This window comes from Veillonella parvula (assembly GCF_018366295.1).
In the GTDB taxonomy this organism is placed as follows: domain Bacteria; phylum Bacillota; class Negativicutes; order Veillonellales; family Veillonellaceae; genus Veillonella; species Veillonella parvula_P.
The window spans coordinates 92,900-115,456 of sequence record NZ_JAGZIJ010000002.1; the positions used below are offsets into that span (position 1 = coordinate 92,900).

The 22,557-nt window shown below is 38.9% G+C and carries 19 protein-coding genes; 5 read left to right on the plus strand and 14 right to left on the minus strand.

Features of this window, described 5'->3' with window-relative positions; all coding sequences use genetic code 11:
* Positions 1-355: 355 nt before the first annotated feature.
* The 3 genes from KHY58_RS03435 to KHY58_RS03445 are packed head-to-tail and all read right to left on the minus strand — an operon-like array spanning position 356 to position 3,913.
* On the minus strand, positions 356-1,231 hold the full coding sequence (locus KHY58_RS03435; protein ID WP_278472010.1) for a CoB--CoM heterodisulfide reductase iron-sulfur subunit B family protein: 876 nt from the start codon (positions 1,229-1,231) through the stop codon (positions 356-358).
* Entirely contained in the window at positions 1,231-2,193 is a 963-nt protein-coding gene (locus KHY58_RS03440; protein ID WP_004698188.1) for a succinate dehydrogenase/fumarate reductase iron-sulfur subunit, read from the minus strand. Before KHY58_RS03440 ends, KHY58_RS03435 begins: the two co-directional genes overlap by 1 nt.
* A gap of 1 nt (position 2,194) precedes the next feature.
* On the minus strand, positions 2,195-3,913 hold the full coding sequence (locus KHY58_RS03445) for an FAD-binding protein (protein WP_105087227.1): 1,719 nt from the start codon (positions 3,911-3,913) through the stop codon (positions 2,195-2,197).
* An 890-nt stretch (positions 3,914-4,803) separates the two neighbouring features.
* Here KHY58_RS03445 and KHY58_RS03450 point away from each other — a divergent pair.
* Together KHY58_RS03450 and KHY58_RS03455 are read left to right on the plus strand one after the other, a co-directional pair.
* Positions 4,804-5,478 (plus strand): response regulator transcription factor, encoded by a 675-nt coding sequence (locus tag KHY58_RS03450; protein WP_004698139.1) that lies wholly within the window; start codon positions 4,804-4,806, stop codon positions 5,476-5,478.
* Positions 5,456-6,871 carry a sensor histidine kinase gene (locus KHY58_RS03455; RefSeq protein ID WP_278472016.1) on the plus strand — a complete coding sequence of 472 codons (1,416 nt, stop codon included), beginning with the start codon at positions 5,456-5,458 and terminating at the stop codon, positions 6,869-6,871. Before KHY58_RS03450 ends, KHY58_RS03455 begins: the two co-directional genes overlap by 23 nt.
* 168 nt (positions 6,872-7,039) lie before the next feature.
* Here the strand turns inward: KHY58_RS03455 and KHY58_RS03460 are convergent, their stop codons facing one another.
* The 4 genes from KHY58_RS03460 to KHY58_RS03475 all read right to left on the minus strand — a co-directional run bounded on the left by KHY58_RS03460 (position 7,040) and on the right by KHY58_RS03475 (position 10,927).
* Complete coding sequence (locus tag KHY58_RS03460) at positions 7,040-8,353, minus strand: DUF445 domain-containing protein (protein ID WP_004694647.1); 1,314 nt, start codon at positions 8,351-8,353, stop codon at positions 7,040-7,042.
* A complete protein-coding gene (locus tag KHY58_RS03465) occupies positions 8,350-9,585 on the minus strand; it encodes a DUF445 family protein (RefSeq protein ID WP_004694645.1) in 1,236 nt (411 codons plus the stop codon). The genes KHY58_RS03460 and KHY58_RS03465 overlap by 4 nt, the downstream gene beginning before the upstream one ends.
* Before the next feature lie 95 nt (positions 9,586-9,680).
* Positions 9,681-10,382: an MBL fold metallo-hydrolase gene (locus tag KHY58_RS03470; protein ID WP_105087228.1), complete on the minus strand. Its 702-nt coding sequence runs from the start codon at positions 10,380-10,382 to the stop codon at positions 9,681-9,683.
* 188 nt (positions 10,383-10,570) lie between these two features.
* Positions 10,571-10,927 carry a winged helix-turn-helix transcriptional regulator gene (locus tag KHY58_RS03475; protein WP_004694640.1) on the minus strand — a complete coding sequence of 119 codons (357 nt, stop codon included), beginning with the start codon at positions 10,925-10,927 and terminating at the stop codon, positions 10,571-10,573.
* Positions 10,928-11,367: 440 nt separating this feature from the next.
* Here KHY58_RS03475 and ygiD point away from each other — a divergent pair, with 440 nt between their 5' ends.
* Positions 11,368-12,162, plus strand: coding sequence for a 4,5-DOPA dioxygenase extradiol (gene ygiD, locus KHY58_RS03480; RefSeq protein ID WP_128114481.1), 795 nt, complete (start codon positions 11,368-11,370; stop codon positions 12,160-12,162).
* A 173-nt stretch (positions 12,163-12,335) separates the two neighbouring features.
* On the opposite strand, the gene KHY58_RS03485 is transcribed toward ygiD, so the two are convergent.
* The 4 genes from KHY58_RS03485 to pta form a co-directional block, all read right to left on the minus strand.
* Complete coding sequence (locus tag KHY58_RS03485; protein ID WP_004694635.1) at positions 12,336-12,878, minus strand: glutathione peroxidase; 543 nt, start codon at positions 12,876-12,878, stop codon at positions 12,336-12,338.
* Positions 12,879-12,909: 31 nt separating this feature from the next.
* The gene (locus KHY58_RS03490; RefSeq protein ID WP_008602116.1) at positions 12,910-13,704 is read right to left on the minus strand and encodes a hypothetical protein; all 795 of its coding nucleotides are present in this window, start codon (positions 13,702-13,704) and stop codon (positions 12,910-12,912) included.
* A gap of 277 nt (positions 13,705-13,981) precedes the next feature.
* Positions 13,982-14,641, minus strand: coding sequence for a DUF542 domain-containing protein (locus KHY58_RS03495; protein WP_278472022.1), 660 nt, complete (start codon positions 14,639-14,641; stop codon positions 13,982-13,984).
* A 263-nt stretch (positions 14,642-14,904) separates the two neighbouring features.
* The gene (gene pta, locus KHY58_RS03500; RefSeq protein WP_278472025.1) at positions 14,905-15,903 is read right to left on the minus strand and encodes a phosphate acetyltransferase; all 999 of its coding nucleotides are present in this window, start codon (positions 15,901-15,903) and stop codon (positions 14,905-14,907) included.
* Between the two features lie 366 nt (positions 15,904-16,269).
* Between pta and KHY58_RS03505 the strand changes: the two genes are divergently transcribed.
* On the plus strand, positions 16,270-16,947 hold the full coding sequence (locus tag KHY58_RS03505; protein WP_278472028.1) for a lactate utilization protein: 678 nt from the start codon (positions 16,270-16,272) through the stop codon (positions 16,945-16,947).
* Here the strand turns inward: KHY58_RS03505 and KHY58_RS03510 are convergent.
* Together KHY58_RS03510 and KHY58_RS03515 are read right to left on the minus strand one after the other, a co-directional pair.
* Positions 16,925-17,200, minus strand: a complete 276-nt coding sequence (locus tag KHY58_RS03510) for a helix-turn-helix domain-containing protein (protein WP_004694625.1) — start codon at positions 17,198-17,200, stop codon at positions 16,925-16,927. The genes KHY58_RS03505 and KHY58_RS03510 overlap by 23 nt on opposite strands.
* Before the next feature lie 485 nt (positions 17,201-17,685).
* Positions 17,686-19,038 carry an NAD(P)-dependent oxidoreductase gene (locus KHY58_RS03515; RefSeq protein WP_205112635.1) on the minus strand — a complete coding sequence of 451 codons (1,353 nt, stop codon included), beginning with the start codon at positions 19,036-19,038 and terminating at the stop codon, positions 17,686-17,688.
* A 439-nt stretch (positions 19,039-19,477) separates the two neighbouring features.
* Between KHY58_RS03515 and KHY58_RS03520 the strand changes: the two genes are divergently transcribed.
* Positions 19,478-20,665: a MalY/PatB family protein gene (locus tag KHY58_RS03520; RefSeq protein WP_004698128.1), complete on the plus strand. Its 1,188-nt coding sequence runs from the start codon at positions 19,478-19,480 to the stop codon at positions 20,663-20,665.
* A 217-nt stretch (positions 20,666-20,882) separates the two neighbouring features.
* On the opposite strand, the gene KHY58_RS03525 is transcribed toward KHY58_RS03520, so the two are convergent.
* Positions 20,883-22,538 (minus strand): DUF438 domain-containing protein, encoded by a 1,656-nt coding sequence (locus KHY58_RS03525; RefSeq protein ID WP_278472032.1) that lies wholly within the window; start codon positions 22,536-22,538, stop codon positions 20,883-20,885.
* Between the last annotated feature and the right edge of the window lie 19 nt (positions 22,539-22,557).

Genomic DNA, 22,557 nt, shown 5'->3' on the forward strand with positions numbered 1-22,557 from the left:
ATTTATGAATTACAACATATTAGCTATTACTCATATAAGTGTATACAATTTATGTACTTATTATACTACAATTATCAATCGATATCAAAATCAAATTTATTTATAAAGTTAGTATTTTACTGTATTTATTTTACATTTATCGGTTTATATATATTTCACGATTAATATTTCAGTACACTTAAATCCAAATCTATTACTATTACTATTACTATTACCATTAACATTACTGGAGCTCTATTTATAAAAAAGAAAAATCCCCTAGCCTAAGCTAGGGGATTTTTCTGGTAATTATGATAATAGGTTTAGATTCAGACTACTATATAGACCAACTCTGATCATGTCTAAATCAAACGAATTAACCTACAAATTTTGTCACTGCCGCAGTATCAGTTAAGTGACGTTTAGGCATACCCATTTCAGCAGGAGAAATGCCAAGAGCAAGACCTACTAATTGGGACATGTGCAAGATTGGCATATCTTTGCCACCGCCAACAACTTCTTTAGCTTCTTTTTGGAACATATCAAGTTGCATTTGGCAAAGTGGGCAAGGAGTTACTACGCAATCTGCGTCTTCTGTAGCTGCATCTTTGTTGATGGAACCAGTCATTTGCATTACGGAATCATGTGCAGGGTATACAGCATGGAAACCGCAGCAATCAAGTTTACGGGAGAAGTCAATTGGTGTAGCACCGATAGCAGAGATCAAATCTGCTAAAGATGTAGGCATTTGATAATCTTCGAAGCCCATTTCAGTTTGAGGACGAAGAATATGGCAACCATAGTATTCAGCTACACGTAAACCAGTTAACGGTTTAACAACTTTAGCTTTCAATTTATCCAAACCGTAATCGCGGATCAATACCCATAAGAAATGAGTAATATCAGTTGTACCGCGGTATTGTTTACCGATTTGAGCTAATTTTTTATTAACTTCGTTCTTTTCTTTTTCGTTTGCATCAAGTTCATTTTTAGCTTCACGAAGCATCAAAGTACAAGTGTTACATACAGTTAAAAGGTTCAAACCTTTTTCTTCTGCCAATGCAATGTTACGAGCATTTGTAGCAAGTGTAATTTCTGGAGCGATGTCTTGAACGTGGGACGCGCCACAGCAAGTCCAACCGTCAAGTTCTTCCAACTCGATGCCTAATTTTTTAGCTACAGCAACTGTTGCTAAGTAGTCTTCTTTGGCAGCGCTTTCAAGAACGCAACCTGGGAAAAATGCGTATTTCATTATTTGCTTACCTCCTCAGCTGCTTTCATAAGTCTGCGAACACCATCAATACCATTTACAGGTTTTTGAGGTACTACAAGTTCGAATGGATTGATTTTGCTGTGTTTCCACAAACGTAAAGCATAGAATGCTTGTTTAGCGGAATCAACAACACCATCAGATTTCAAGCTCATAGAAACTTCTTTCAAGCGACCAGTTTTGTAAAGGTCCTCTTTGAAAGCAACTGCATGGCGAACGCCTTTGCTGTTAGTAAGACCAGCTTTTGTAGCTTCTTTACGCAAGTTGGAAATATCTTGAGCAGGTTTTAAGTGTTTAGGGCAACGGGAGATACAGTTCATGCAATGAACGCATTTCCAAAGGCCATTGTCGAATGCAGGTTGAATGTGAGCCATAGGTGCATCATCACGGCTATCCAATACGAAACGGTTAGCTTTTGTGAATACATATGGTTCTAAGAAGTCATCTTGACGTGCAGTCAATTTGTTACATTCAGATGCGCAACAACCGCAAAGAATACATTCTGTACCAGCAACGAATTTTTTGAAGTCAGCTGGAGTTTGGCGAACGATTTTGTCCCCTTCGTTGAATTCAGCTTTAAGGAAAATCCAAGGAGCAACTGTTTTCAAGCGATCAACTTTGGATTCCCAGTCAACAACTAAGTCACGGATAACACGGAAGTTGCCGATCGGAGCGATTGTCAATTCGTCTGTGCCATAACGTTCTGTTAATTCATCGATTTTAGATTCACAGCCGAGCATCGCTTCGCCGTTTACACGAATGGAGCAAGCGCCGCAAACTGCGGAACGGCAAGCTGCCAAGAATGTCAATGTTGGATCCTGTGTATCTTTAATTTTTTGAAGGCCCCAGAGGATTGTACGGTCAGGTTCGTAATCAAATTTGAAAGTCTGTACAAACGCGCGACCTTGTTGGTAACGGTGAATATGGTAGGTGATTTGTCTCATCTTAGTACTTCCTTTCTTGTGGTTCGTATTTAGTGAACACTACGTCGCGTTCTGTTAATTCGTATTGACCGTCAGCACCTAATTTGATCAAAGAATGTTTTAAGTATTTTTCATCATTACGTTTAGGATGGTCTTCACGAATATGAGCACCACGAGATTCACGGCGGTGTAAAGCGCCCATAGCAATAGCTTTTGCTACTGTTAACATGGAGCCGATTTCACAATAGTTTACGAATGCCATATTGTAAGTACGTTCAGGGTCACCTACATAGCAAGTTTTATAATCTTCAATCAATTGTTCGATTTCTTTTAAGGCTTCAGTAATACCTTCTTCATTACGGAAGATACCTACTTTATTCCACATTGCATCAGCCAATGCATCGCGGATTTCTACAACCGGACGACCGCCTTCACGGGATGTTACTTCTGTGAAACGAGCTTCCCAAGCTTTTGCAGCTGCAGCAAGTTCCGCATCTACGTTAGGTTGTTCATGTGTTTCAGCATAATCAGCTGCGCCAGCACCGGATACCTTACCGAATACTACACCGTCTGCCAAGGAGTTACCACCCAAGCGGTTCGCACCGTGGATGGAGATACAAGATGCTTCGCCAGAAGCGAACAAACCAGGCAATTCACATGCACAAGTTTTGTAATCCACTACGTCGATACCGCCCATTGTATAGTGACATGTAGGACGAATAGGTACCGGTTGAGTCAATGGATCGCAATGTTCGAAGCACATAGCTAAGTCGCGGATACCATGAAGTTTTTCAATAATAACTTCAGGGCCCAAGTGACGAAGGTCAGCTACTACATATGCGTTAAGGCCAGAACCGAAACCACGACCTGCAGCGATTTCATCTTCGATCGCTTTCGCTACAACGTCACGAGATGCCAATTCCATTTTGTTAGGCGCATATTTTTTCATGAAACGTTCGCCTTCAGCGTTAAGAAGGTAACCACCTTCACCACGAACCGCTTCGGACATCAAGATACCAGTACGACCAAGACCAGTTGGATGGAATTGGATCATTTCCATATCTTTCAAGCCGTTACCAGCGCGGAATGCTGCTGCCATACCATCGCCTGTGGAAAGGAATGGGTTTGTAGTACGAGTCCAGAAGATACGGCCTGCACCACCAGTAGACAAGATAATAGCTTTCGCTTTAATTTGTTCTACTTTACCTTCTTTCATGTTCCACACAACAGCGCCACCAACGTGACCTTCTGCAGATTTAACAAGATCTAAAAGATACCATTCTTGTAAGAAGTGTACGCCTTCTTTCAAGCATTGTTCGTAAGTTGTGTGCAAAATAACGTGACCAGTTTTATCCGCAGAGTAGCAAGTACGTGGATAGGATTGACCACCGAAGTTACGTTGCGCAATTTTATTCTCTTCAGTACGGGAGAATGGAGCACCCATGTGGTCCATTTCAAGTACGCCTTCTGGACAACGAGAGCAGAAGAATTCGATTGCATCTTGGTCGCCAAGATAGTCAGAACCTTTTACAGTATCGAAAGTATGAGTTTCAACTGTATCTTCAGCTGCAACGTTGTTCAAACATGCATTTACACCGCCTTGCGCCATTGCTGTTGCAGAGCGAGTTGGGAAAATTTTAGTAATAAGAGCTACTTTTAAGCCTTTGCGACGACCTACTTCAAGAGCCGCACGCATGCCGGCGCCACCGCTACCTACTACTAGAACATCAAACTGTTCCATAATGACCTCCTCATAACTACCTATTAATAAGAAACCTGTTAGACTATCTCATTTCAAAAACTTATAAAAATTTTTGATAACCTAATCATTTTTCTTTCAAGAAAAACCCCATACTTATGCGATTTTTCTTATTTCTTTACCTATAATTATAGAGAGCATTTCAGGTCATGTCTAAACCCTATTATGCATAATTAATTTTGATTAATCTAATTGATAATTTATTTCACTTAGCATTTTTAAGGTAAAAAGAGGAGTCAAAAAATTACCTATATGAATAATTTTTACAAGAAGTTAAGGATTTTACGAAAGTAGTTCGGTTCCGAAATTTTTCTATATTTTTATTTCCTTTGGTATCTATAGAATTCGCATAAACACTAGCTTTTTAATTATTGCTAACCATTCCTAATAATTAATATCCATTAAATTCCTACTAAATTTACCTCGAATTTAATCATCGAAAATTATCGTATTTCTCCGTTCATAACAAGCATTTATTTCTGTGATAATAATTATCATAAGTTTTTTTAGTGATTTATCGCACATCATCTAAAATCGATAAAATCACCCTCATCTATGCGCATACGGCAATCTTCGATATAGTTAGATTTTATTCATTAGTAGAATTCATTAAGTTTCAGTCTTTCACCATTTTTAAGGCTTTCAAAAATGAAGAAAAGTCTTGTAAACTCGCATGTACATTCATCTTTTGCTCATTACTATTGTATAAGGTATGATAATAGATAAATAAGTTATATAATATTATATATATAGTCACCCTTATATGGTGTTGTGGCTTTCAAAAAAAGAAAGTTTATATATATATATATAATGACTATAATTAATGTAGTTGGAGAGCTATATTTTTAAATCATACATAAGGAGAACAGAGAATGAAAATTTTACTTGTAGAAGACGAAGAAATGCTGAATGGTATCACGGCTAAATATTTACGTGCAGAAAATATGACAGTTGATACATGCTTCAATGGGCAACAAGCGATCGATTACGTTAACACATCTAGCTATGACGTTATCGTAATGGATATTATGATGCCAATCCTCGATGGTATCAGTGCTCTTGCACAAATGCGTAACGACGGTAATACAACACCTGTATTGCTTTTAACAGCAAAGGATTCCTTGCAAGATAAAGTTACAGGCCTTAACACTGGTGCAGATGATTACCTTGTAAAACCTTTCGATCTTGAAGAGTTAACTGCTCGTATTTATGCATTGGCTCGTCGTAATGCGCGTCATGCACAAAACGATATCCATGTAGGTCCACTTACCATCAATGTTCCTCAACGTACAGTTAAACGCGACGGCGAAACAATTACATTGACTGCAAAAGAATTCGACCTATTATTCTATTTAGCAAGTAACGAAAATATCGTATTATCTCGTCAACAAATCCTTGACCATGTTTGGGAATACGATTATGAAAGCTACTCTAACCTTATCGACGTATACATTAAAGATTTGCGCAAGAAAATTGATACTGATGAAAATGTAAAACTCATTCAAACGGTTCGTGGAGTAGGGTATGTCCTCAAAACAGAAAACTAATGATCCTCACCGAGATCTAGATACCATGTCTGGGGCAGCCACCGATTTATTTAATCGGCTGCCCCTAACCTTTAAAATTATGTCGTGGTATACCATCTTTTTGCTTATCATTTTGATGGTTGCATCCGCATGGATTTACGCATATACACATGAATCCGACAACAAAGAAGTGCGCGAGCGCTTACAGCAGCAAGCGATGATTATGGCTACGGATATCCGCAAGTTTAAACCGTACCAAGATAATACATTCTTCTTTGTATCAACTCAAGACGGTTATATTATTAAAGGGGCCTTGCCAGATGGGTTTCCAAACCAAACAATTCTTTCCTTAGGCCAAGTTGGTGAAATTGCTGCAGGTGATGATACCTTCTACTACTACGATACGCCTGTCAATGAACCAAACTATCGTGGTATTTTGCGTGCTGTTACAAAAGTAAAAACAGCCTCTAAAAAGACGGAAAACCTTTTATACAGCCTATTATTAGGAAATATCATTTTCTTACTAATTTCCTCCCTAGGTGGTTATCTTTTTATCAAAAAAGGACTTAAGCCCGTCCGAACTTTGACGAAAACAGCTAAAGTCATCGGTAAGAACAACGACTTGAGCCGTCGTATCGACATTCCTGCTCGCACGGCAAGAGATGAAATCTACGAGCTGACCACAACGTTTAACCGTATGATTTCAGGTCTTGAGGATTCTTCCAATCGTGAAAGACAGTTTAGTTCTGACGTATCTCATGAGCTACGTACACCAATTGCCGTTATTAAAGCAGAAAGTGAATTTGCTTTAAAATACGGTCGTACAGAAGCAGATCTACGGGAAGGTTTAACACATATCTTAGAGCAAGCTAAGTTCATGACTAACCTCGTAAGCCAACTGCTTGATGTAGCCCGCCTTGAAAATGCACAAGGTCTAAGCTTTGCACCTGTCAATGTATCATTGATGTTATCCAATATGGTCCACGACTATACAAGACTCTGTACAGAAAATACAGATAAACAGATTACGATTACATCTCATATTGAGCCTAATTTACATATGAATGCTCACGAAGTATCATTACGTCGAGCTATCACAAACCTAGTGGACAATGCCATTAAGTTTACAAACTCTACTATTGATATTTCGGCTAAACTCGTAGGCAGAGACTTAGTCATTACCGTAACAGATAATGGTATTGGCATCGAACCTGAAGCTCTGGATCATATTTGGGATCGGATGTATCAGACAGAACAATCGCGAAATAAAAAGTCTAATCACGGCATCGGCCTAGGCCTATACTTTGTAAATAAAGTTATTAACTTACACCATGGCACAATAACGGCCACGAGTGAACCACAAGTAAAAACTACATTTACCGTGCGATTGCCGTACAACACAACGGAAGAATAACATAAAAGGGACTGACCATTGGTCAGTCCCTTTTCTATATCGATTTTAATCTTAAAAGCCTATAATATAGAATTAATTAAACCATAAAAAACTAGCATATAGAAGCTCCTTCTATATGCTAGTTTTTGTGTATTTAATTTTAAAGCAACTTATTATAGATAATTAACTTTAGCCTACAAATTGTTGCCAAAACGGCATATATACATATTCTAAGAAGGTCCATACAAGCAGACCCGCTACAGCACCAACGATAGCACCATTAATGCGGATCCAGCTGAGATCGTCCTCCACCTTAGATTCAATAAAGTAAATAAATTTATCTGTACTGAGGCCACCTAATACTTGACGTATGATAGTTTCAATGAGGTCATACCCTTGTTCAAGTACGTAGTCGCCAATATCGTGTAAGGTTTTTTCAATACGATTTCTAAGATCGTCCGATTGACCGTATACATTCCATAATTCAAGAGCAATATTAACTAAAACCTGAGCCGGAGTCTCTCCGTTTTCATCCCCTACGAGCAATAGTTCTTCTATATAAGGGCATAAATGGTTTTCGATAACAGATTCCCAATCTTGTTCGCGAATCCAGCGTTCCCACGCTTCATTAAGAGCATCGCAGACTTCATGATTCTCTTCAATATTACGAATAGGTTCTACCCATTGTCGCAACCAAGCAGTTCGTTCGGGACTGTTTGGCCGCTTCCAGCTTTCCAGCATCGCATAGGCCTCTTGAACAATAGCCTCTGCCATTTCTTGATAGTTTACTACATCGGTAGCTTCGGACATAGAAATAAGGAAATCAGACCAGAAGCCTTTTCGCTTTTTCTTATGTGCCTCTTCTGCTACGACAGCAGTAAGCCAGGTAACCATAGCGGGATGATTAATCCGTTCTTGAATCACGTTTAGAACTTGCACAACCATACTTTCATAGCGATTATGCTCACATAAATCGAGTAATACGTGTTTCAAAACGGGCACGAGAGAATGTTGTTGAAGCAATCCACGAATGCGTTTTGCCCCCCATTGTGCCCATTCTTCATTAGTTTGAGATTTCCATAAAAGGTGTAGTCCTTGATGAATCACAAGACGTGCTGCTCGCTGCCCCTCAGGAGACAACAAGAACTTCTCAAACAATGGCACAAATTGCACATTTTTCAATAATACTTTACAACGCTCCTTGGTAAGCATCTTCGTCTCTACAAGTTTAATAACGCCATTAATGAGGCGATCTTTATTTCGAGGAATTAGCGCTGTATGATATGGGAAACCTAGTGGCTTACGGAATAATGCTGTTACAGCAAACCAGTCGGCCACACTACCGATGAGGGCAGATTGAACAGCCCAGTACAACGGTTGATACCAACTTTCATAGCCAAAGAAAAATTGTCCTACAAAAGCAAAACAATACAATACGGCAGTCAAGCCTAGAATGCCATTAGCACGCTGTTTCAAAGTAAGGGATTTCAAATAACTAATCATTTAAGCACCCCCTCTACAATGATGGTCAAACCGTATAAGATGCCGCCAAGGACAGCCCCTATGAGTGAACCATTAATACGCACCATTTGAAGGTCATAGTACATTTTGCCACGAACAATTTGAGTGATTTCATCAGGCGAGTAACGAGATAATTCCTGACCTACCACACTGTCGATGAGGGGGTTCAATTTCTGCAACCACGGAATACTACGCAACAAGAAGAACCGCTCAAACGGAGCCTGTTTGTCTGGATTCAACAAAATTTCGGTGCCGAGCACATTAAAGCGCTCCATAACGATGTCCATGAGGCGTTTCCAATCCAATGTATCCCCATCGATAAGTTTGCCTTCCCATTCTTCAAGAACCATTCTAATCCACTGATTTTTATGTTCTTCAATGAAAGCTTGCCACTCTGTATTAGTTTCCAAATTATTGAAAAAGCGAATAGCTTGGCCCCATACATAGCGCCCCAATGCAGAGTCAATAGATTCATTTTCCTTCAAGAATTGAACGGCTTTTTTCTGTACCGTTTCTACCAATCGTTCTGGTGAAAGTCCATCTCCGCCAAAGGCGATGGCCAATTCACGAAAGAAAGAATCCTTTGTATAAGTTTTCATAATGTCTAGCATGACGCGATACAAATACGGATATACCTGATTTGATGCGATAACACGCTGACATGTGCGGTTAAAATAAAGCCAAAACACGCTTGCTGTGTGACGTTCTAACATACAACGGCCAAAGAGAATAACAAGGGGTGTTGCTTTCCAGTTTGTAACCCCCTTATAAATGGCCTTATTAATCTCTTGACGCATCGGTTCAATATCCATATGAGATAAAACTTGATTGCCCACACCGTACAAGAGATTTCGAATTTGAACTTGTCCGACATCGCTCATGCCGTATTCAACGATACGGACCATAACGCGTTCTTTTTTGATAGCATAATACATCTGTGGCACGCGCAATAGCTCTTCGCTGAGCATAGTGCGGCCTATCTGAATTAATCGTTCCTTACTGCGCGGCAAGATTGCCGTTTTGAAAGGAATGCCTAAAGGCTTCGTAAAGAGAGCCGTTACTGCATACCAGTCCGCGAGGCCGCCTATCATAGCTGCCCCAGAGATATGCATGATAAAGGCCCAAAATGTATCATGTCGCTGCGGATATGAAATTAAAAATATAATAGCCATGACAACCAACAGGGTGGTTGCCACTGGTTTAGTTTTCATCATCACTTGATCCTAACTTACTCAATTACGCATATAGACTGTTCCTATATAACGTAGTGACCTCGAGGTCTACGGACTTTCACACTTATATCTACAATCTAAAATGTAGCCTCATCGCCATCTTTTTGAGGTTCCCAAATCGACACCTCCCCAAAGAGAGCTTTAAAGTACACAGACGGTGTCCATAATGGACCATTCAAATGCATTGGAATAAAGGCTTTATTCACCTGTACACGGCGCAAAAATTCAATACTGCCCCATTCCATAGCGTCTTCCAAACGATTGTCTACAGGGAACATCGCTACATCTACGGACAAGCCCTCTAATTCCTTGAACTCACGCCAAGCCATACGCTTTGCATCCGCATTGTTTTCTGGCGTATCACCAAGCCAATGCCACCAGTTAAGGTCTCCTGCATGGAAGATAGAGTCAGAGTCGATATTCGCCGTATTTGTCTTTATGTAAAAAGAGCCACCTTCATCGGTGCTGCCATACATATGGATGCCTACATCATCTAATAGTGCATCTTGGCCAGGGCGCATGGTAATACATTTTTTTACCTTGCCCTCTAACGGCACATCTTGATGACAAATATAGCGCGTTTGAGGACCATCAAACTCCGTAATGGATGGGTTAAAGTGATCTCCATGAGTGTGACTTACGAAGAACCAAAGTTCACGACCTCGTTTAGCCAACTGCCAAACAATATTATTAGGATCCTTATAATAATCAAACACATAGCAACGCTTACCATCCTCTACGAGAAATCCGCTATGCGCTAAAAAAGTAACATGTAACATTATTATCAATACCTCTAATTTATTGAGAATTTATATCATTCGTATTTTTTATTATACCATATTTTTCTAAATACATGGCATAAACAAATGGCTATTCATGACACATATAAAGGACTTTTTTAAAGTCTTATCAAATATATAGTGCCCCATATGTATCATAATAAGGGCAGAAATGCCGCTGGCATTTCTTAGATGCGGCCAGCGGCTTTCATATAGTCGATATATTGGTTACCCCAGTTTTCAAGGGAAGCTAATACAGTTTTAAAACCAGCTCCCACTTCGGTAAGGCTATATTCAACCTTTGGTGGAATGGTTCCATATACTTCACGATGTACAAGGCCGTCATCTTCCATTTGGCGCAACGCTCTTGTAAGTGTAGCTTGTGTAATTGGATGTAATCTCCGCTCTAGTTCACGGAAGCGCACAGGACCTTCAGATAATTCATGCATAATCAACAAAGACCATTTACCAGCCAATAACTTTTGGCTCGTTGCAAAAGGACACCGCCCCACTAAATCATGAACATTTACAAGTTGCTCTGCCATTGTCATTCTCCTTATATATCTAGCTTAAGTAGCTTGTTATAACAAAATTAACATCTATAACTAAGCTACTCTTTATAGCTACACTACAATTTCTATTTCGGTATTAGAAATATTTCCACTTAATGTAGTTCAAATCATATCACAATTTTTTAGAATTGCAAGTATTTTATAGTATCATTTTTTAGGGTACAAAAATTTTTGAAAAATTTTTAATCAGTAAATATCACAATTCTATCATATTTGATAGTACCTATCTCAAATAATTCTACTATTCAAAATATTTGCACCAATATATAATAAACTCACTAACTAAATACAATTATCGGTTGGTGAATCAATAACTATTAGATTTAATCATCAACATTTATAGCTAAACAATTGTATCAATTTTACAGCATTAAACAGATTACACATTATCAATTGAAGGATTAGGTGATATTATGAAACGCATGCCTACACTATTCGTCGGTCACGGCAGCCCTATGATGGCTTTAGAACATACAGAAACAACAAATACTTTCAAACGTATAGGACAAAATATAATCAACAACTATGGCAAACCAAAAGCCATACTCGCCATCTCTGCTCATTGGTATGCAGATGGCACCTATGTTCAAAGCACAGAGAATCCAAAACAAATTTACGATATGTATGGATTTCCGCAAGAACTCTACGAAGTTGTATATCCTGCAAAAGGTGACAGCAATTTAACGAAAGAAGTACAAAAATTACTGGGTAACTCCGTTTCTATAAATGACACTTGGGGCATCGATCACGGCATGTGGACCGTATTAGTTCACATGTTTCCTGATGCATCGATTCCCGTTGTCCAACTATCTATCAATAAATACCTAAGCCCAAAAGAAGCCTATCAACTAGGAACAAAGCTTCAGTCATTACGCGATGAAGGCTATCTTATCATGGGCAGTGGTAATATCGTTCATAATCTAAGACGCATAGAATGGGATAATCCATCCGGCACCTCTGCCACAATTGAGTTTGACCAATATATTTCTAAGGCCGTCTTAAAAAACGATATAGATGCTATTGTTAATTACACTCGACATCCTCAGGCTAGCTATGCTGCACCTACACCAGATCACTATCTGCCATTAATCTATATTATGGGTGCTAGTGAAAGTACAAAACCGACTGTATTTAATCAAACCTATAGTTTGGGTTCCCTATCGATGACAGGATTTATCTTTGAGGATGAGCCTCAAAACATACTTTAAGCCCATAAAGATACAAAAATCTCCTAGGAAATTTTATTTCCTATTCACATAAAACCTTACATTACTATGTATAAACAAAAATAAATAAATATATATGTATTTATTTATTTACACAAAAGAACCGCTAGTTACAAAAACTAGCGGTTCTTTTCTTTACCATACTAATGACTCTACTAAATGAGTTTTTTAATGAAAGCTTCCATTTCCATCGGTTTTACAACAGGCTCGAAGCGCCCTACCACATTACCTTTACGATCTATAACAAACTTAGTGAAGTTCCACTTTACCTCATCGTCCTTTAAATAATTAGGATCGATACCATTGAGATAATCTGTAAGCATTTCAGTTTTATCACTAGGTGGGAAGCCTTGGAATGGTTGTTCTCGTATCATGTATTTGAAAAGGTCTAATGCACTTTCATCGCGTACATCTGCTTTCCCCATAACGGTAAAAGTAACACCGTAATTCAATTTGCAGAAAGATTGGATTTCGTTATTAGAACCAGGTTCTTCCTCTCCAAATTGATTGGAAGGAACAGCAATAATTTCTAATCCTTGCTCTTTATATTGCTTATAAAGAGCCTCTAGACCCTCATATTGGTGAGTAAATCCACATTTGCTTGCCGTGTTAACAATGATAAGAACCTTACCTTCATAAGTTTGTAAGGATTGTAATTCACCAGACTTAGTAGGCAGGGAAAATTGATATACAGACATGGAATCTCCTAATTTAAATTAAAAATCTTTATTACACTAATAATGTTTTCACATCATAATTAAATTTTGCCGTTGTTTCCGCCGCAGTTTTTTGCCATTCTGTTGTTGCTGTACCATCTTTTTCAAGGAAGAATCCAGAATCAAGATAGCGAATGATAATATAATTGGAATCTTTTTGATCAAAGCCATTACCACGAGTGAAATCGATACCATGACCTGTATTGCGCGTTACGATAGCTTCCAACAAAGGCAACGTAATGGCATTCAACGTAATTTTCATATCACATTTGTCGAAAATCTTTTTAAAGAAAGAACTAGGTTTTTCTTCTTTATATACTAATAGTTTACTAATTGTACCATTAGATGCACACACTACGCGACGAATTTCATTAATAGGAATATCTACCTTACCATTCGAAATAACACCGTTTTTAATAGTAATTTCTCGTTTACCCATATAGGAGTAATCTAGTGGCAATTGAAGAGTATCTAAATTCGCAGGGAAGTCCGCTGTCAATTTATGGCGAGCAAAAGCAGCAATGATTGCTTTGGTTTCACGAATATTATGACCAGTATTATAATCTGTACGGTCAGTATCTAAATCTTGACCTTCTATATTTTTCCAATTATGGTCTCTAAATATAATCGAATAGTTACTATTTGAATTTAAATATCTTGTAAGATGAAGCTCATTTACATCATCAAAATCAATGTCAGTTATAACTTGTCCATTCGAATCTTTACAGAGTACACCATTGTAACTAACCGTTAATATACGATCCGTACTTTCAAAAACAACAGGATTTGTGTCGAATACAGAAATCATAGCCCTCTCCTTTTCACGACTTCAAACATACCTACACCTGTATATATCAAGTGCATTTACTCAATATATTGATTAAAGATATTAATCAAATATAGTTAACTTAATCATACACCTTCTATATGAATTTATGCAAATGATGTATTTCCCCCATACTATAGCTACAAACTCATGATTCTCAAGATAACAAAAGACACCAACCATTCAATTGGTGTCTTTACTACATACAAGGAGCCATTTTGCAATAGCTCCTTGTTCGTTATATAGATGATATTATAATCTATTTCATGTCAAACAAAACAGAATTTTCTAAGAAAATATGTTCATGCAGGCCTTCTTCTAAGGCTTTCATGGTCTTAAATACATAGACATAAGTAGCACAACCATCTGCTGGTGCCGTGTACTGATTGGTCAATGCACTTAAGGATTCCAAAAGTACACCTGCAGCTTCGTGTTCAGCACGAAGTTCTTCAAAGTCTACGGGTTTACCCGCTTTAAACTCAGGGAAGTCTACATGTTCTTCATGCCGGAAATGAGGTACAAGAGCGGATTTAAGTTGCAAAAAGGTTTGATAAATCTTTGTCAATTCCTCACCATGATGGTCATAATGTACATTTAGCAGTTTTGCCAACCCTTGGTCAATTTCATCAATCATATTTAATTGTTCTCTATGATAGGTATGAACAATGTAATCAATCAATTGGTCTTTAGAATAGCTAAGCACCTCTGCACGAGAAGATTTCTGAGCAACTTGTACATCATTTAGCATAGCAATGTATGCATCCACATCTTTACCTTTTTCTGCAATAGCCTCAGCTAAAGGATGTCCACCACCACAGCAAAAATCAATTCCATCTTTTGCTAATACATCCATTAACTCTGGATTTACTTTAACCGCATCAGCTACGGTCATGGATTTATTAATAGTTTCAAAACTCATAAGATACACCTCCAATGGTTTACGCCGATCTATATTCTTATAGTTATACTATACGGCCAACCATGGATTCTGTCTGTCGCAGTGGCTACGAATTTGAAAGTAACATGACAATAATGGTAACGCTGTAAGAAATAACATAGCGTGATGAATATAAAAATATATGGATATATGTTGAACATACAAAAAGCTGGCCTTATAGAGCCAGCTTTCAGCATATCAAAACATATATAACATATGTGTATATATAATTGTTTAGGCAGCTATTAAATGCTTTCAACAGCAGCGATAGCAGCAACGTCTACAACGTCTTGAGCAGAGCAGCCACGAGAAAGGTCATGAACTGGTTTAGCCAAGCCTTGAATCAATGGGCCAAGAGCATCAGCGCCGGAGAAGCGTTGTACCAATTTGTAACCAATGTTAGCAGCTTGAAGATCAGGGAAGATCAAGATGTTAGCTTTACCAGCTACGTTGGAGCCAGGAGCTTTCTTTTCTGCTACGGAAGGAACGATGGAAGCGTCCAATTGTAATTCGCCGTCAAATTTGAAATCAACGTTGCGTTCTTTCAAGATGTTAACAGCTTCAACCACTTTATCTACTTCTGGAGTGGAAGCGGAACCTTTTGTGGAGAAGGACAACATGGATACGCGAGGGTCAGCCATACCAACAACTTTGCGAGCTTTTTCTACAGTGGATTCTGCAATATCAGCCAATTGTTCGCTAGTTGGATTAGGCAATACGCCGCAGTCAGAGAATACTAGCATACCGTCGTCGCCATATTCTTTTTTGCTTGTGAACATGAACATGGAAGAAGATACAGTTTTAAGACCTGGTTTAGTACCTACAACTTGCAATGCAGCGCGCAATACGTTTGCTGTTGGGCAAGCGGAACCAGCAACCATACCATCTACTGCGCCAAGGCGAACAAGCATAGAGCCGAAGAACAAGCAATCGCCTTTCATAGTTGCGTCAGCTTTTTCAGGAGTCATACCTTTTTTAGCGCGCAATTCTACGAATGTATCAACCATTTCTTGGTAACGATCGTAGTTAGCAGGATCGATGATTTCAGCACCTTCGATGGATACACCAACAGCTTTAACAGCCTCAGCGATTTCAGCAGGATTACCAACGAGTACAGGTGTTACAAAACCTTCTTTCAAAATAATTTCAGTTGCTTTCAATACGCGTTCATCTTTGTATTCTGGCAACACGATTTTTTTACCTAATGGTTTTACTTGGTCTTTTAATTTTTGAATTAAATCCACGATTTTTGCCTCCTTAACATTGGCTTTACGCCATATCAATACTATTATTATAGCAAATTCAACCTATTGGTAAAAGTAAAAATTATTTCTTACCATATCATTCCTAGTTTTGTACCCATTTAGTGAAAGTTGGAATTCATTCCAACTTTTCTATTTTTTAGTACTCAATTTGGATTTCATTCCAACTTTTACACTTTTTTATGACTAATTTGGATTCTATTCCAACATTTAACAAATATAGATACTAAGAATACTTTATAAACTATTGGCTTAGTAACATATTAGACGTTACAATAGTACTAAGAAAATAATTGCTGCTATGCCAATAATCATGGAGATAATAAATATCACTATTTAGGAGGTCTTATGGCAAATACAAAGACAACGATCAACGCTGTTATACATCCAAAATACAATGACACACCTATAGACATAGAGAAAACAATTAAAGCCTTGGAACGCAATAATTTTGTAGTCCATTATTTCGAAACAGGTACTGAAGCTATTTCCTATTTAAAAGATCGTATTCAAAACAAACATGTAGCCATCGGGGACTCTCGCACGTTACTAAAACTCAATGCTTATGAAGCCCTATCCGAAGTCAACGAAGATGTAACGGATATTCAACGTCCCCTTCCTGGTGAAAGCTTCCGCGACACCGCATTGCGCACCATGGGGCGTGATGTATTTCTCACCTCAGTCAATGCTCTTGCTCAAACGGGGGAAATAGTCAATATTGATGGTACGGGTAATCGTGTTGCCGCCTCACTCTTTGGCTCTCAAGAAGTATTTTTTGTGCTAGGCATCAACAAAATTACGCCGGATTTAGCTTCCGCCATCTATCGTGCACGCAATGTGGCCGCTCCGCTCAACAGCAAAAAGAACAAAAAGAGCTCTCTCAATCCATGTGCCACATTAGAAGAGAAATGCTATGACTGTGGTTCTCCCGACCGCATATGTAATGCATTAACCATTTACTATAAAAAGATGCGCAATATGCAAACCATGGAAGTCATCATCATTAATGAATCTTTAGGCTTCTAATTGTTTGCGGCCCATTCAAAAAATCTTGTATATTCATTTCTCCAAGTCCATACACTACTCTATAAATTGTGGACCACCGAGGATCTACGGCACCACTTTCAAGATCACTAATATAAGATTGGGCTAAACCAGATTTATCTGCCAATTGATATTGAGTCATTCCCAATTGTCTGCGCCAAAGTAAAATCAATACACCAAGCTTGTGAACTTCTTGTCGAACTTGTAGATCTTGACAACATACGATAGGATTCATGCCAACCTCTATCTACTTTCTCCCTCAACACATATTTATGCCTTTACTATAAATCTGGGCTCAATCATTTCCTAGTAGTAGTTGAAAAGCGATAACACAAAAGCCTTAACAAAAACTAATGTGTAAATCATTTTAGTTAAGGCTTTTGTACTATGCAGATTTCATTGCGTAGGATTTCATCATTTCGTGGAATTTTAGTATATATAAAAGTTATTATCATTAAAAATACAGATAGCAAATCAAAAATACAGGTATTATCTACATATTGCAATTTTTATACAGCATTTATACATTATGCATACACTTGATTTATAAAATCACCTAGTTCTATTCATAATACAAGAAGACTATACGATATATAGTAAATGCGATATATAGTAAATACGCAATATTGTTAAAATACATTTAGGAATAATAAGTCTATTAACAATACAAAAGGACTATACAGCTGAACTGTATAGTCCTTTCTATGTATTTATATAAAATTATTGATTTACACTTTCTTGTGCTTTTTTGATTTCCATGTATTTAACCATGCCATCAACAGCTTTTTTAGCTTCACGCATAGCCAATACTACGGTAGCCGGTTTATGAACAACGTCACCACCTGCAAATACGCCTTCACGACTAGTCATACCATATGGATCTTCAGATGTAATAATATAACCTTTTTCATCTACTTTTAAGTTATTACCTTCACCTACAAGACGAGCATTTGGTTTATGACCTGCGGCGATAATGATTTTATCAACAGGCATGACTTGGAAATTACCAGTGCCATGGATACCTGCACCATCTTCGTTAAGCGCCATCACTTCATATTTGAAGCCTTCTACCTTATCTGTACCTTCTACGCCTACTGGAGAAGCGAACCATTGGAATTGAACGCCTTCAGCACGGGCTTCTTCGTATTCAGACAACAAGGCTGGCATTTGTTCTTGGCTACGACGATATGCTACTGTTACCGCTTCGCAGCCTAAACGTACGCATGTACGAGCTGCATCCATCGCTACGTTACCACCGCCGATGATGATAACACGGTCACCTTTTTTAACAGGAATTTGATTTTCATCAAGTTCCCCATTTTCTACCAATTGTACATTCGTCAACAAGTACATTGCTTGGAATACACCAGGTACTTCATCGTTTTCCATGCGCACGTCTTGAGGAATATGCGTACCAGTACCGATGAAGATAGAATCATATCCTTCAGCAAAGAGATCGTCCAAAGTTTTATCTTGGCCGATAAATGTATTGCATACGAACTTAACGCCTAACCCTTCAAGGCGAGCGATCTCACGACGTACAACGGCTTTAGACAAGCGGAATTCCGGAATGCCAAATAAGAGTACGCCCCCTGGTTCAGATTGACCTTCAAATACGGTTACTTCATAACCGAGTTTAGCCACATCACCTGCTACGGACAAACCTGCAGGACCAGACCCTACTACCGCTACCTTACCAAGATCTTGTTTAATCTTCTTAGGTTTGCGAAGTTCATTGATGCTTTCAAAGTCAGCAGCAAAGCGTTCTAATTTACCGATGTTAATAGGCGGTTTTTTTGCCTTATTCATGATACAGTTGCCTTCGCATTGATTTTCACGTGGACATACGCGACCGCAAATAGACGGTAAATTTGTTCGTTCCGCTAAGATATCATTAGCTTCACCAAAATTACCACGTGCGATAGCTTGGATGAAACGAGGTATTTCGTTTTCAATAGGACAACCCATACGGCATAAAGGTTTTGGACAATTTAGACAACGTTTCGCCTCCGCGAGCGCTTCCTCCATCGTATAATCCGCATCAAAATGTAGTGGTTTTAATTCGTTACTCATGGCACATGCCTCCTAACAAGGATCCAGTATACTATACTTACAGCGTTGCATGCACCTAAGCATTCCGATGAGCCCTCTCACATAGGGACGCCGCCACATGCTGCTAACATTTATCTTTTGTAACCATTCGATAGACGTGTGGTCACTGGTCAGACTCACACTATTCTATAGTATATTCTAAATTGTGAAAGTCCCAACAGTCAAGCAAATATAGCACCTTTTGTATACGAATATAGCCCCTATTCATGCAAGGATTGCATAGATTTTATACAAGTCCATTTACATATAATAGGATGCATGTATACTGATAATAGATACAGTAATAAGAATTAGAGATACACCTTACAGAATAGAAATATCTATTTCGTAATTGAATATATACATACATATAAGAATTAAAGATATAAAAGCCAAGGTATATCCTTATATGAGGTTTCTTATGAACACAGCAGAATTCACTAGCAAATACTATATAGACCGCCGCGGTTCTCATTCCCGAAAATGGGACGGTGAGCATTTAAAATTCAGTCGCACCGACCTATTACCATTATGGGTGGCAGATATGGACTTTATGCCACCTCAGTGCATCCAAAATGCCATCTGTAACTATGTGAAAGCCAATCCGTTAGGTTATACTATGACAAATCCAAATTATATAGAGGCTGTTATAAGCTGGTATAAACGCCGTCACCATTGTAAGCTTCAAGAAGAATGGCTTACAAGCGCCCCCAATGTAATTACTGGTATTATGTGGTGTATTGGGGCTTTCACAAAACCAAACGATTCCATCGCCGTTCTAAGTCCTGTATACGGCGCCTTTGATACGAGCGCCAGCGATGCACAACGTCAAATCATCGCTGTTCCCATGATGCGTAACAAAGATAATCGCTACACCGTGGATTACGATGCATTTGAAAAGGCTATCACCGAACATGATGTGAAGCTGTTCATTCACTGCAACCCACACAATCCTGTGGGGCATGTGTGGACGGAAGAGGAGATGGACCGATTATTTAGTATCTGCCAACAGCATAATGTGCTCATCATAAGTGATGAAATCCATCAAGATCTCATCACAGGACCAACAGCCTTTACATCAGCCTTAACCGTAAAGAACGGAGCCTATGCAGATAACATGATTGCCATGTCCTCCTTGTCCAAGTCATTCAATATGGCTAGCTTGCACCACGCAGAGGTTATCATTCCTAACGAAAAGCTACGAAGCCAATTCAACGCCTATAAAGCTCATGTATACCATACGGACTCAGACGTTATTGCCGAAACTGCCATCACAGCAGCCTACACTCACCCAGAGGCCGAAGCATGGTTAACAGATGTACTGGCCATGGTTCGTGAAAACTATGAATATCTATGCCGAGAGCTTTGTACGGCATTACCAAAAATCCGCATCAGCCCTATGGATGGCACCTATTTAGCGTGGATTGACTTTAGTGCCTATGTAAAGCCCGAAGATATGCACGACCTATTCGAAAACAAATGCCGCCTCGCACCAAGCTTTGGCGAATGGTTCGGAGGTGAAAGCTACGCAACCTTTGTACGTCTTAACTTAGCTACAAGCCTAGAAAATATAAAAAGCGCTACCCACAGCATTATTAGAAATATTTAATATATCAGCCATATTAAGCATAATAATTGTATTTAATCATACTATCCCCTACACAACCTTAGTACATACAGGGATGTATGTGCGGTAAACTATAAGGTATGCAAAAAGGCTGCTCTACCATCAAATCGTGTAGAGCAGCCTCTTTTCTATACATGTCTTACTTTTCTATATATGTCTCATATATGTTACCTATTCAGGTTACCACATATATAGGGTCTTATTTAGTTCTAGCGAAATGATCTTTTGCAAATTGCATGTCTTGTACGAGTTCCAATGTACCAATATAGTTATTGTTTTGATCACGAACAGCCATGTAATTGACATAGAACGGACGACCTTGTTTTTCAAGCCATACTGCTACATTATCGCGATCACCTTTACGGAAGGAATCAATGATACCACGTACGATTGGTTCTACCTTTGGCGGATGGCAGGAATACACATCGCGACCGATAGCTGTCGTAGGGCGTTTAAAGACCTTTTCACCATCGTTGAAGTAACGGTTAATGTCTTCGTGATCAACGAAGGTGACTTCCATTGGCATTGTATTAAGCATGGCATTCAATTGATCCACAGTCAAGGTACCACCGATTAGAGCAATGGTATTATCATCGCCACTTGCTTTTGTTGTTTGTGTTGCTAATGCGGTTTCAGCCTCTGGCCAAGCAGTGCGTTTTACTCCAAAAATCTCTTCATATTGCGCTGTATCTTTGTAGATTTGGTACCACTCTTCAGTGCTGAAGTTTTCTGCGCAGATTGGGAACAAAATATTTTGTTCTTTATAAATCATTTCTTGAGCACGTGTAAGAAGCTCATCAAAACGTCTATACCAATCATCTACGCTTTGGCTAGACTTAGCTAAATCACCTAGTTGGTCCCGAATATCACCATCAACAGTCCACATGACCATAGATGGACCAGAAATATCATAGGCTACTTTCAAATGCGGATACAAAAGGTCACCCTTCTTAGCATAGTGAACAGATACTTGACGCACTGCATTTACATCATCAACAGTTGCCGTTTTATCCGCCACCTTAGGTCGAATGGATTCAATTAACGCATCAAGAGCCTTGTTTTCTTCTGTTAATTGATGGAGTGGATGTCCTACAGTTTCAATCAAGGACACCACACTTTTGCTCTTCTCTTGAGCCTCTAACACAGCCTCAACCTTAGCATGTTCTGACTCCATTTGTTCATGAATGGTAGAACCGTGGAACAAGGCAGAGTGAAGGTCACATAATTGTTGCACCTCAGCTAACGGTGTACCTTCACGCATGAGACCTTGCTCAGCTTTCATAATTTCACTAGCCTCAACATGGGCGAATTGACTAGCAAAATCTTCACGAACGGCACCAAGCTCTTCGCCCGTACCTAACCGTTTCAAGAAGCCTTTAAGCTGCTCTACACGTTCGCTGTCTTGAACAGTATCATCAGCATTGGCTCCGAAATTCTCTTCCGTGTTAGCTTTTGCTGTAGTAGATGCTGCTGCATTTGTTTCTACTGCGTCTGCTGCGTCTGCTGCAACTGTGCTAGATGCTACGTTAGCAGATGCGTCCGTAACATTAGGCTTTGTAGTCGCTTCAGTAGGTATCACACCAGGATGCACCGCAGATTCCGCATCATCACCCGATAAGTTTGGCATGTCACCTTCTAAGGTAAAACCTGCTTTCATAAAAGCACCCACGATATCAATCATGGATACACCCTTCATCTTAGCCCCTTTTGGGATAGTCATGATTTTGCCAACAGAATTCAACATCACCTTATTTGTGATTTCGCTGAATCCTAATTTCTTCATAATCTCTGTTACTTCAGGATATTCTTTTACCAAATCATATACAGATTTGGATAAATCTAATTTCTTTTCCATTTTGTTCCCCTCGTGTCAA